This window comes from Methylophilus sp. DMC14 (assembly GCF_056314085.1).
The window spans coordinates 56,220-68,542 of sequence record NZ_JBQUZA010000002.1; the positions used below are offsets into that span (position 1 = coordinate 56,220).

Sequence of the window (12,323 nt, forward strand, 5' to 3'; positions counted from 1 at the left end):
GAAGATTATCTAAAAGGAAGAAAAGGGGCGGTCGTGATGCTTTGTGTCAGCCGCGAGATCAAGCGCTGCGACTTCTCGGCCAAGGTCAAGGCCAGCAAATCTGTGCGGGCAACCAGCTTGCTAAACTCGCGCTCAAAGCTCAGATTCTGTACTTCACCTGTCAGGCTATTGGTCAGCAACAACAGTTCGCCCTGGGCATTTTTGGCATTCGCCAGTTTCCACATGGCGATTTCAATATTTCTGGCGGCATTGTATAGGTTTTGCGGATCTATGCTATCCAGCAAGAAAAAAGACGCCTTGCTGCCATGCGCGCGGTAAAGCATGGACTGGATACCCACCACAAGTGCCAGTACCCGATCTCCGCCAAATTGCGGGTTTAATGCCAGCTTGATCGCAGCGGTGTCTTGCGCATGCCCAAGCGCCTCCAGTTGCCAACCATGCACGTGAGCCTGTTCAAACACATAGGTGGCGATCTGTTCGGGGCCGCCCAAGCCAGATTTCTGCGCTTCAGCCGGGTTGCGTTTATACAGTTTGAGCATCAGCAAGCGCAAGGTGCTGACGTTTTCGGCATATTCAATATCCGCCAGACGATCCAGATCGGTTTTCACCAGTTGATGCAAGGCATTCCGGTCTTGCCGCACTGGCACCGGACGTCCATTTGGCGAATCGACATAACCTGAATGAGGGGAGGTCGTGCAGGCGACCAGCAGCAATAGCAACATCAGGCCACTGCAGCCGATACAACTCATGCAGGCAAGATCCTTTGCGCAGGAAACACGATACGGAAACAGCTCCCCAGCCCAGGCTCACTCTCCACCTGCAAGCTGGCCTGATGATGATGCAGAATATGTTTGACAATAGACAAGCCCAAACCTGTGCCGCCGGTATCGCGGCTCCGGCCGCTGTCCACACGATAAAAACGCTCGGTCAGTCTGGGTAAATGGTGTGCTTCAATACCGATGCCATTATCTTGGACGCTGAACACCACGTCCTCCCCCCGCATTTGCCAATAAATATCAATCTTGCCTTGTGGCGGGGTATAGCGTACAGCATTGGTGGTCAGGTTACTCATGGCACTCATGAGTTCATTATAACTGCCCGTCAGGTTAACGTTCGCCTCCATATGCAAGGTGACCTGATGCTGACCCTGGCTCAATGCCTGGGCATCGCGATGCAATTGCTGCAGCATGGCCTTCATGTCAATCTCGGTTTCATCCTTGAGCGTGACATTATTCTCCAGGCGTGACAAGGTCAGCAAGTCCTCGATAATGCGGCGCATGCGCGTCGTTTGCGCCTGCATCATGTCAAAATAAGGCTGGATATCGGGAGAAATCTCCCCCTGCATGTCACTGATGGTTTCCAGAAAGCCACCAATCACGGTGAGCGGTGTACGCAACTCATGTGACACGTTGGCGATGAAATCGCGGCGCATGACTTCGGTTTTTTCAATGGCGGATACATCGCGGCAAATCAGCAGTCGCTGCTTGCTGGCAAACGGAATAATCTGCAACTCCAGCGTGATATCGGGACTGCGCCAGGATTTAAGCTTGAGTGGTTCGCTGTACTCTTCGGCTTGCAGGTATTCCACGAACTCGGCCTGGCGTAATAAATAATAAATCGGCTGACTTTCGTCATGATGGCGCTTGAGACCCAGGCGTTGCACGGCAGGCTCATTAAACCATTCGATTTCATTACGATTATTCAGCACGACCACGCCATCCGGCAAAGCACTGGTGGCATGACGCAAGCGCTCCAAGGTACTGCTTAACTGGCTTTGGCTACGCGAATGGCGGCGCATTTCATGATAGAGATTGGCAAAAATGTCTTCCCAGATACCTTTGCCGTTGGGGATAAAATTCAGGCTGGGCTTAAGGGCCCACTGGTACAGACGGTGTATCCAGTATAAATGTCCGGCCAGATAGGCCAGCACACCACATAAATAAGTCAACCACGCCAGATGCGCATTTGTGAACCAGCCAAGGAGCAGGCAACCAAATGCCCACAGAAACAAAGTCCAAAACGCTTTTAAACGAATATCTTGCACAAGCCAATCTCACCGGATAGATGGCAGCGATTATACGACACAACGATGCAGGCACAATGACAGGAAAATGACGTAAGCGCAGGTGCAATGACCATCGCTCACTCATCCACCACCTGGACGCTTTTGGCGTAGGGTTTGGCCAGCGGCTCGCCAATAAACACGCCCTGCATCGGCCATTTCACGCTTTTCCAGTAGGCCTCAATCAGGGTTTCACCGGCCAGATAATGGCCAATTAACACCTGCGGGTTGGGGAATTTTTGCCAATAATTACAAGGCTCAGACACAGTGCCATAACTGCCGGTAACCCCCGCATCCAGCCAGCGCGAGGCGGGCATTTGCGGATTGTAATTAGACAAAATGCCTCCGGTCGAGGTCAAATGATCGGCAATGGCGCCGGGCAAATAACTGTTGGTAAGCAGATAATCGACCGATTTTTGCCCGGTGAAATAAAACATGACTGAGGGCTGTTTTTCTATCGTCTCCTGACTCAAGGTATGCAAGGTCAGTTTTTTGGATTTGACCGTCATGCCCTCTTGCGGGAAAAAAGGTTCACGTGGCTTGGAGCGTGCCGCATCCTGGGTTTTTAGAAAAAACCCATTCGCGTCATTTAAACTGAATTCACTCATGACGCCACGGTCTATGAGTGCCTTGGCCGCAGCGACACTGGTGATGGGCAACAACATGGACAAACGCAAATGGTGATCCGTCCATGGCCGCAATGAGGGGCTGTTAAAGTAAGGGCTGTCGCGGCCAGGGTCACAGGTCTTGCGGCATTGATTGAGATCCAGCCCGAGCGTCAGCGCACTGGTAAGGCTGTTACATTGCACGGCAAACGGGGTGCGCCAGACCAGCAAGACCACTTGCTGCGTGGTCAACTTGGCGTCCAACTGGGCTTTGAGTGACTCAAACTCGGGAACCGTCAGCGCATCTTTAAAATGGCGGGGCAATTCCACCCCGATCAGATTTTCCGCAGGGACTTGCCTGGCTTGCAGGTAGTAACGGGCGACCTCTTCGCTTTGCGCGTCATTGAGGTTATACACCACTGCCACATCTTCCGGCTTTAATAATGAGGGCCGCAACGGGATTTGCTTGCTGAGGTCTACCGCGCCAGCAACACTGCTCACCATAAAAAGCAGGCAGATACCCACTGCCCCCCACTGACTGATCAGCCACTGCTTTACTGCCTTCAACTCAACACTCCATTGCGATTGCAAAGATACTACGCCTGTCATTTCAACCCGCGTAGAATGACATCATAACTTAAATTAAACCACTGCATGAAGGCGAGGTTCACAGCATGAATACACAAACCATCTTAATCACTGGCGGCAATCGCGGCCTCGGCCTCGAGTATGCCAGGCAATATGCCGAAAGCGGCCAGCAGGTCTACGTCACGGTACGCGATCCCGCCCAGGCCCCCGCGTTACAACAACTGGCCAGTCAACACAGCAACCTGCAGTTGCTTGCGCTGGATGTGGCCGATGTCGATTCAATCCGGGCGCTGGCAAGCCAGCTGTCAGCACTGACGCTGGACATTCTGATCAGCAATGCGGGCACCTACCCTGAGAGCAGCTTTGGCAATACCGACGTGCAAGCCTGGTTACAGGCTTTTCAGGTCAACACGCTGAGCACTTACTATCTTGCAGAGGCTTTCTTGCCGCAGCTGCGACGTGCTCCGCAGGCAAAGCTGATCGCCATGACCAGCAAAATGGGCAGCCTAGAAGACAATGGCAGTGGCGGTGAATATATCTATCGCAGCAGCAAAACTGCACTGAATATGGTCGTCAAAAGCCTGTCTATCGATTTGCGCGGCTTTAACATTGTCGTTGCTGCACTGCATCCGGGCTGGGTGCGCACAGACATGGGCGGTCCAAACGGCCTGATTGATACCGAAACCAGCGTGCAAGGCCTGCGCCAGGTGATTGCCAGTTTAACCCCTGCACAATCGGGCCAGTTTATCGCCTATGATGGCAAACCGATTCCCTGGTAACGCAATCACGTCGATAAAGGGATATGCGGCAGGCCAGTGTCATTGATATCCGGTATGTTTTTGTATGGACTGCGCTCCTCTAGCTCATTGACATATTGCTGCATGCCCTCGGCCTCCCGGCGCAGAAAGAGCGCCACACTCTGGTGAAAATCGGGATGGCTGAGCCAGTGGTAAGAACAGGTGGGGTAAGCGACAAAGCCACGGGCAAGCTTATGCTCGCCTTGTGCACCGCCTTCAAAATAGCGGATCTGCTCGCGGATACTGAATTGCTGCGGCTGGTAATAGCACAACTCGAAGTGCAGACAAGAAATATCGCGCAAACTCCCCCAGTAGCGGCCATAAAGCGTCGCTTCACCCAGCACACACAGACTGGCCGCGACATCCTCGCCATGCTGCGAAGCAATAAATAACTGCAAATGTCCCGGCAGGTAGCGCTGCAAATGCTCGAAAAATGCCGGGGTCAGATAAGGTGAACTATGGTGGCGGAGATACGTCTGGCAATAGCATTGATAAAACAAGGCCAGATCTTGCGCAGTCATGTCATGCCCACTTACCACGCGGCAGGTCACGCCCTGTTGCGCAACTTTTTGCCGTTCTTGCCGGATTTTTTTGCGCTTGTCCCGGCTCAATACCGCCATAAAAGCGTCCCAGTCGGCATATCCTGCGTTTTCCCAGCGGAACTGCACGCCCTCACGCCTTAGCCACCCCTGCTGTTCACAAAAGTCAGCCGACATGGCATCGGGGAACAACAGATGCGCGCCGGACAGGGCATGCTCCTGACAAAAAGCCTGCAGCTGCTTAAGCATGGCCTCTGCAATCAACGCAGGCGCGTCACAGGCCGGGTCTATCAGCAGGCGTGGGCCAGTGACGGGTGAGAAAGGAATGGCGGAGATCAGCTTGGGGTAATACTGCCCACCCGCTTGCTCATAGGCCTCGGCCCATGACCAGTCAAAGACATACTCGCCGTAAGAGTGCGTTTTGAGATAACAAGGTATAGCTGCCACCAACTGCCCCTGGTCAAACGCAGTTAAATGATAGGGCATCCAGCCCGTCTGCGCACCGACACAAGCGGTGGCCTCAAACGCCAGCAAAAACTGGTAGTCGAGCATGGGGTGCGTGCCCGCCAGGCGCTGCCAGTCGGCAGGGTCTATCTCCTGCAAGCCACGGGACCAGACAAAGGATAATTGCGAGGGCAGCATCAAGCGGGTCCAGAGTCAGCGACAAAGCCACTAAACAGCAAAAATAATGAAGGCAATCTGCTGGTTTGACACGCCGAAACGCTGAATGGCATGTGCATGTTGAGACCAAGGAAATTAACTGGGACGCTTACGAATGACCGAAACGTCTTTACCGCTTGAATTGACAGGGCTATTGGCAGGAATTACTGCCGAGCTTGCTTTGGATTTGTTTCTGGACTTGGCATCAGGCTCTGAGTCGCTGACGATATTTTGCTGATTTTCGATTTTTGCCTCGGTTCTGGCTTCGGCTTCACGTTGACGCTCGACCATTTTGGCATAGGCGGTTTCAAGTTCATCTAGCGTAATCACGCCATTGCCATCAAGATCAACGTAGGAAAAATGGCGGGCTACCTGTGGCAAACATAGCGTTGCTTCTTCGCGGTCTAGCGAGTCGTCATTGTCGCGGTTACACTCATTGAACCGTTGTGCGATGCTGTCATGCATGGCCTTGCGCTTTTGCAACATCAACTGGTGGTCGGGATCGGTGTTACGGGCGTAATCAGAAAGGGCCTTGCGCAAACGTGCACGGTCTTCAGGGCTAAAGTTGTGCTCTAGCGTTTTGGAAAGGCCGGCATCATCATTGTCAGCCAGACGGATCTCTGTCAATCGGACTGGCAATTTAAGATCAGCCAAAGCAGGGAATGCCAGCAACATGGAGGTTGTCAGCAATACAATTCGTTTCAAATGTTTAATCGCTCTACACATCCAAACGCAATACCTTTATTCCTGTTCCATCGAAAGCACTTGTGTTGTTTAAGCTATTATTGGGTGCTCTCAAGCATGAATCTCATGGCAAACGAGGGACCGATTTTAAAATCAGGTCGATCACATTAACGCAATTGCAACTTTAGCGGCAACAAATTTAACAAAAAATAGCGTTTTCGGATGCCCCTGCCGATAGCAGAAGGCAATCATGCATCAGGATTGTAACTGCAATATTTCATCCCCAACGCCATTTGTAACGAAGTTGTAACTTGCACACTTCATGCGCTCCAGTGCTTGGAGTATAATTATCAAGGATAAGTTTTTGGCCTTGCCGTATTTATCTTCCTGCGGTCATCCTGATCGCAACAAAATGCGTTAAGCAAATACTTGCTTCAAATAACAAAGGTCCGTATGTCAGAACAGTTAAAAAAAATCTTGATGGTCGATGATGATTTACGTATGCGCGAACTTTTACAGCGCTACCTGACTGAACAAGGTTTTAACATCAAGTCCGTGTCGGATGGCAAGGAAATGGATAAAACCCTGGCCAATGAACATTTTGACCTGCTGATTCTGGACCTGATGCTACCGGGCGAGGATGGCCTGGCCATTTGCCGCCGACTGCGCGGTGCCAACCACATGACCCCCATCATTATGCTGACGGCACGTGGTGATGAAGTGGACCGTATTGTCGGACTGGAAATGGGGGCGGATGACTACTTGCCTAAACCTTTCAACCCACGTGAACTGCTGGCCAGAATCAATGCCGTCCTTCGCCGTCACGAGATTTCGCCAAAACAGGCAGTTGAAGAAAAATCCGCTGCGTTCCAATTTGGCGAGTTTGTGTTCGACACCAGTACCCGCAGCCTAAGTAAAAACGGCGTGCCCATTACGATTACCAGTGGTGAATTCACCTTGCTGAAAGTCTTCACCGAACACCCACGCCAGCCGCTGTCACGTGACCGACTCATGCAACTGGCGCGTGGCCGCGAGCTGGATGTATTTGATCGCAGCATAGACGTGCAGGTCTCTCGCCTGCGCCGCATTATCGAGCCTGATCCGGCACATCCTCGCTACCTGCAAACCATGTGGGGCTTTGGCTATGTCTTTATTCCAGATGGTGAAGCACCACAATAATCCGGCCAAGCTTTAATCCCCGTGCGCTTACTGCCCCGCCGACTGCTGTCCCGCATCATGTTGCTGATCGCCATCTTACTGGCGGTCAGCATCTATGCATCGCTCAAAATCTTTGATTATTTTGACCGCGAACCACGCGCAACTGCCGCCGCCCTGCAAGCCGTCACCATCGTCAATTACACCCGCGCCTCACTGATCGCCTCGCACGAAAACCGCCGCCTGGCCTTGTTGTCCGAGTTATCGGGCCGCGAAGGCGTGCGCGTCTATGCGGCGGACTTTCTTGAAGACATCGAGCCCTTACCCGCAGATCCCTTCATTAATCTGGTCGCACTCAAAATCCGCGAACGGCTGGGCGAAGAAACCATTATCACGGTCAATCATTATGATATCCCTGGCTTGTGGATCAGCTTTAATGTCGGCCAGGATGATTTCTGGGTGGTCATCCCCAAAATTCAGGTAGACCGCCCTTTCCCCTGGCACTGGCTGGGCTGGGCGGCGGTGGTCGGCTTGCTTTCACTGGTGGGTGGCTATTTACTGACGGCCCGCATCAACCGGCCGCTGACCATGCTGGTGCATGCCGCAGAACGGCTGCGTAATGGCGAGCCCGCGCCTAAACTGCCGGTGGATAGCGTGGAAGAGTTACGCGAAGTGACACAGACCTTTAACGAGATGGCGGAATCCCTGGCCCGCCTTGATGCTGAACGCACACTGCTACTGGCCGGGGTCTCACATGACATCCGCACGCCGCTGGCGCGGCTGCGGCTGGCGGTAGAAATGCTGCCGCAAGAAGCCGATTATATGAAACAGGGCATGATTGAAGACATCTCCGATATGGACAATATCATTCACCAGTTTCTGGACTTTGTGCGCGGCGTAGAGGGCGAGCCCACGCGCATGATGGATATTAACGATTTGCTCAATGCACTGGCAGAACGTCAACGTCGCGCAGGCCGCGAGCTCAAAATTTCGCTGGGGCCCAAATACTTTATCCCCATCCGTCCGCTAGCCATGCAACGCCTGCTCGACAACCTGGTCGGCAATGCTTACAACTATGGCAAAGGCAAGGTCGAGGTGCGCAGCCAAGTCATGGCCGACAAGATCGTCATCAGTGTGCTGGATAACGGCCCCGGCATACCGCCTGAACATGCAGACCGCTTGCTGCGACCTTTTGAGCGCATGGACAGCGCGCGCAACAAATACGAAGGTGGCAGCGGCCTGGGCCTGGCGATTTGCAACCGCATTGCCGCTTTACATAGTGGCCAACTGGCTTTACTCAACCGCCCGGAAGGCGGGCTGGAAGCCAGGCTTTCACTGCCTATCCTACCTAACACTTAATCTGGCCAACACTAAATCTTGCCCAACACTTACGCTGGTTGAGCGCAGCGATTAATCCGCCGACGGCGTAAACCAGTTCAGTCGCTCGCGCAATTTCACCACTTCGCCAATAATCGTCAAACTGGGCGGCTTCAAGCCCGCGGCCGCCACCTCTGCTGCCAGATGCTGCAAGGTAGATTCCACCACGCGTTGCTTCTGCGTCGTGCCCTGCTGGATCACTGCCGCCGGCATGTCCGGCGACACGCCTTGTGCCATCAGCTTGCTGCAAATCTGCTCCAGCCCTACCAGACCCATATAAATCACCACCGTCTGCTTGGGTCTGGCCATCGCCTGCCAGTCCAGATCAATGGTGCCATCTTTGAGGTGGCCGGTAATAAATAAACAGGCCTGGGCGTAATCCCTGTGCGTGAGCGGAATCCCGGCATAGCTAGAGACACCGTTGGCCGCGGTAATGCCGGGCACCACTTGAAATGGCACCCCATGCTGCATCAGGGTTTCGATCTCTTCGCCGCCACGCCCAAAGATAAACGGGTCGCCGCCTTTAAGCCGCAATACGCGCTTGCCTTCCAGCGCCAGCCTGGCCAGCAAGGCATTGATTTCTTCTTGCGGCAAGGTGTGCTGGTCACGTGATTTACCCACGTAAATCAGCTCGGCATCGCGACGCACCAACTCCATCACCTCTTTGCTCACCAGCTTGTCATAGACACAGACATCGCATTGCTGCATCAGTCGCAATGCCCTGAACGTCAGCAGATCCGGGTCACCCGGCCCACCGCCCACCAGATAAACCTCGCCACGCGCAGGCGCATCTTCACGCTGATTGAGCAACTCGGCCAGCAAAGCCCGTGCTGCCTGCTCCTGCCCCGACAACACGCGCTCCACCAACGGCCCGTTCAACACATCCTCCCAAAAGCGACGACGTGCAGGCAGGTTGGAGAATTTGGCTTTCACCTGGTCGCGGAATTCACCTGCGATGGTCGCAATCCGGCCATAAGCCGCAGGCAACATGGTTTCGATTTTACTGCGGATATGCCTTGCCAGCACCGGCGCATTGCCTTCACTCGAAATCGCAATCACCACCGGGCTGCGATCAATCACCGAGCCCATGGTAAACGTGCATAACGCAGGCGCATCGACGACGTTCACCGGAATATTCAGCCGCTTTGCCGCCACAGAGACCGCTTCATTCACCGCTTCGTCATCGGTGGCAGCAATCACCAGGCAAGCACTGGTCAATTGTTCGGCCTGAAACTCGGCAGCCACATAGTCAATCTCGCCCTGCGCATGCATCTCGCGTAACTCATCGCACAATTCGGGCGAGATCACGGTGACCTGTCCTTGCGCCTTGCGTAGCATGATCACCTTGCGCGTCGCAACATCGCCACCGCCGATGACGATACAAGGGCGTTGTGCAATATTGAAAAAAATCGGTAAAGCTTGCATGCAGAGTGGACTTCAACAAGAAAAGCGTATTTTACCGCAGTCCCCAGTGTTAGCTGGGGTTTCCCCTGCAAATACGCTAAAATACTGTTTTTGTGAGAAATTTAGCGTTCGATGAAGCACGAAAGCGGAAAAAAGATATTCATTAAATCGTTTGGTTGCCAGATGAACGAATACGATGCGTCACGCATGATAGACCTGATGCGCGAGCATGAAGGCATGACGCAAACCGAGAACATGGAAGAAGCAGATGTGATCTTGCTCAACACCTGTTCGGTGCGTGAAAAAGCCGAAGAAAAAGTATTCAGCCACCTAGGCCGCATGATTCCGCTCAAAGAAAAAAATCCCAACCTGGTGATTGGGGTCGGCGGTTGCGTGGCCAGCCAGGAAGGCGAGGCCATCATTCAGCGCGCGCCCTATGTCGATGTCGTGTTTGGTCCGCAAACCCTGCACCGCCTGCCAGAGCTGATCAAAGCCAAACAGGCTGCAGACAAGCCGCAGGTAGACATTGCCTTCCCCGAGATTGAAAAGTTTGACCATTTGCCGCCGCCCCGCGTCGAAGGGGCGACTGCCTTTTTGAGCATTATGGAAGGCTGCAGCAAATATTGTAGCTTTTGCGTAGTGCCTTATACCCGCGGCGAAGAGTTCTCACGCCCGTTTGAAGACATCATTACCGAGGCGATCCAGTTGGCTGAGCAAGGCGTCAAAGAGATCACGCTGCTCGGCCAGAACGTGAACGCCTACCGCGCGCCTTATCAAGGCATCGAGGCCGATTTGCCACTGTTGATTGAAACCATCGCAGAAATCCCGCAAATCGAGCGTATCCGCTACACCACCAGCCACCCCAACGAAATGAGCGAGCGTCTGATTGCGTGCCATGCGACGGTGCCCAAGCTGGCCAACCAATTGCACCTGCCAGTGCAGGCAGGCAGTGACCGTATCTTGATGGCGATGAAGCGCAACTACACCGCGCTGCAATACAAAGGCCTGATCCGCAAACTGAAAGCTGCCAATCCGGCCCTGACCATCACCAGCGACATCATCGTCGGCTTTCCTGGTGAAACCGAAAAAGACTTTCAGGCCACACTCAAACTCATGCGCGATGTGGGATTTGATTACAGTTTCAGCTTTTTATACAGCCCGCGCCCAGGCACGCCGGCCAGCTACCTACCCGACGAAACCCCGCAAGCCGACAAAGCGGCCTGGCTCAAGCAACTGCAAACCGAGAACGAAACCAATGGTGACGCCATCAGCCGCGCCATGCTGGGCACCGTGCAACGCGTGCTCATCGACGGCCCGTCGTGGAAAGACCCCAATTTGTTGGCAGGCAAAACCGATAACGGCCGCGTGGTGGATATCGCTGCCGATAGCCGCTATATCCACCAGATGGTGCAAGTCAAAATCACCGACGTCTACAACCCAAAACGCCTGGTTGGCGAAATTGTGAATTAAGCATGGAAATTACCCTCAGCCCCGAAGACAACCTGATGCTGGCCAACCTGTGCGGCCCGCTTGATGAAAATATCCGCCAACTGGCGAATGGTCTCGATATCGACATCAACCGCCGTGGCAGCACGTTTTACTTGAGCGGCAACCAAACCAATATGCGACTGGGCGCGCAAATGCTGGAAAACTTCTATGCCCGCTCAAAAAAGCCAATTGAGCTCGAAGATATTCAACTCGGCCTAGTAGAAATCGACAAACTGAAACCTGAAGAAGTCGCCAGCAGTGCCATGCCTGTACTGATGACGCGCCGCGGCGACCTGCATGGGCGCACCCCGCGCCAGGTCAGCTACTTGCAACAGATACAAGACCATGACATCACCTTTGGCATCGGCCCAGCGGGTACAGGTAAAACCTATCTGGCTGTCGCCAGTGCAGTGGATGCCATGACACGTGACCGCGTGAAAAGAATCGTGTTAGTTCGCCCGGCCGTAGAAGCAGGCGAACGCTTGGGCTTTTTGCCCGGCGACCTCAACCAGAAAGTCGACCCCTACCTGCGCCCGCTTTATGACGCACTTTATGACTTGGCCGGTTACGACACCGTGAACAAAATGTTCGAACGCGGCGCAATTGAAGTCGCCCCACTCGCTTACATGCGAGGCCGCACGCTCAACCAGAGTTTTATTATTCTGGATGAAGCGCAAAACACCACGCCCGAGCAAATGAAAATGTTTTTAACCCGCATTGGGTTTGGCACCAAAGCGGTGATTACCGGCGACGTGACACAGATTGACCTACAACGTCACCAAAAAAGCGGCTTGGTCGAAGCACAGAAAATTCTCAAGGACGTAAAAGGCATCGCCTTTACCCAGTTTATGTCGCAGGACGTGGTAAGGCATCCGTTGGTGCAGAAAATTATTAATGCTTATGAGAGGTTTGAGCAGAATGCGCAAAAAGATTAAACGGTCAAATTAGCTGAATCTCTAAGATT

11 protein-coding genes are annotated in these 12,323 nt (G+C 53.5%); 5 read left to right on the forward strand and 6 right to left on the reverse strand.

The features are described 5' to 3' along the window. Positions 1-5 precede the first annotated feature (5 nt). The 3 genes from ACT53C_RS04520 to ACT53C_RS04530 all read right to left on the reverse strand — a co-directional run bounded on the left by ACT53C_RS04520 (position 6) and on the right by ACT53C_RS04530 (position 3,258). Entirely contained in the window at positions 6-749 is a 744-nt protein-coding gene (locus tag ACT53C_RS04520) for a hypothetical protein (protein WP_228518929.1), read from the reverse strand. Then, positions 746-2,044 (reverse strand): phosphate regulon sensor histidine kinase PhoR, encoded by a 1,299-nt coding sequence (gene phoR, locus ACT53C_RS04525; protein WP_194749463.1) that lies wholly within the window; start codon positions 2,042-2,044, stop codon positions 746-748. Before phoR ends, ACT53C_RS04520 begins: the two co-directional genes overlap by 4 nt. Before the next feature lie 98 nt (positions 2,045-2,142). Continuing rightward, positions 2,143-3,258 (reverse strand): TIGR03790 family protein, encoded by a 1,116-nt coding sequence (locus ACT53C_RS04530; RefSeq protein ID WP_476145038.1) that lies wholly within the window; start codon positions 3,256-3,258, stop codon positions 2,143-2,145. A gap of 83 nt (positions 3,259-3,341) precedes the next feature. Between ACT53C_RS04530 and ACT53C_RS04535 the strand changes: the two genes are divergently transcribed. Continuing rightward, entirely contained in the window at positions 3,342-4,034 is a 693-nt protein-coding gene (locus ACT53C_RS04535) for an SDR family oxidoreductase (protein WP_476145039.1), read from the forward strand. A gap of 5 nt (positions 4,035-4,039) precedes the next feature. Here ACT53C_RS04535 and ACT53C_RS04540 read toward each other — a convergent pair whose 3' ends face one another. Next, the gene (locus ACT53C_RS04540) at positions 4,040-5,233 is read right to left on the reverse strand and encodes a GNAT family N-acetyltransferase (RefSeq protein WP_476145041.1); all 1,194 of its coding nucleotides are present in this window, start codon (positions 5,231-5,233) and stop codon (positions 4,040-4,042) included. 114 nt (positions 5,234-5,347) lie between these two features. Beyond that, complete coding sequence (locus tag ACT53C_RS04545) at positions 5,348-5,956, reverse strand: EF-hand domain-containing protein (protein WP_228518928.1); 609 nt, start codon at positions 5,954-5,956, stop codon at positions 5,348-5,350. Positions 5,957-6,388: 432 nt separating this feature from the next. Between ACT53C_RS04545 and ompR the strand changes: the two genes are divergently transcribed. Together ompR and ACT53C_RS04555 are read left to right on the forward strand one after the other, a co-directional pair. Then, positions 6,389-7,114 (forward strand): osmolarity response regulator transcription factor OmpR, encoded by a 726-nt coding sequence (gene ompR, locus ACT53C_RS04550; RefSeq protein ID WP_313987169.1) that lies wholly within the window; start codon positions 6,389-6,391, stop codon positions 7,112-7,114. A gap of 21 nt (positions 7,115-7,135) precedes the next feature. Next, positions 7,136-8,449 (forward strand): sensor histidine kinase, encoded by a 1,314-nt coding sequence (locus tag ACT53C_RS04555; RefSeq protein WP_313987167.1) that lies wholly within the window; start codon positions 7,136-7,138, stop codon positions 8,447-8,449. Positions 8,450-8,500: 51 nt separating this feature from the next. Here the strand turns inward: ACT53C_RS04555 and cysG are convergent, their stop codons facing one another. Next, positions 8,501-9,892, reverse strand: coding sequence for a siroheme synthase CysG (cysG, locus tag ACT53C_RS04560; RefSeq protein ID WP_476145042.1), 1,392 nt, complete (start codon positions 9,890-9,892; stop codon positions 8,501-8,503). Positions 9,893-10,003: 111 nt separating this feature from the next. Here cysG and miaB point away from each other — a divergent pair, with 111 nt between their 5' ends. Together miaB and ACT53C_RS04570 are read left to right on the forward strand one after the other, a co-directional pair. Continuing rightward, positions 10,004-11,341 carry a tRNA (N6-isopentenyl adenosine(37)-C2)-methylthiotransferase MiaB gene (gene miaB / locus ACT53C_RS04565; protein WP_476145044.1) on the forward strand — a complete coding sequence of 446 codons (1,338 nt, stop codon included), beginning with the start codon at positions 10,004-10,006 and terminating at the stop codon, positions 11,339-11,341. A gap of 2 nt (positions 11,342-11,343) precedes the next feature. Continuing rightward, positions 11,344-12,294, forward strand: a complete 951-nt coding sequence (locus ACT53C_RS04570; RefSeq protein ID WP_476145045.1) for a PhoH family protein — start codon at positions 11,344-11,346, stop codon at positions 12,292-12,294. The last annotated feature ends 29 nt before the right edge of the window (positions 12,295-12,323 follow it).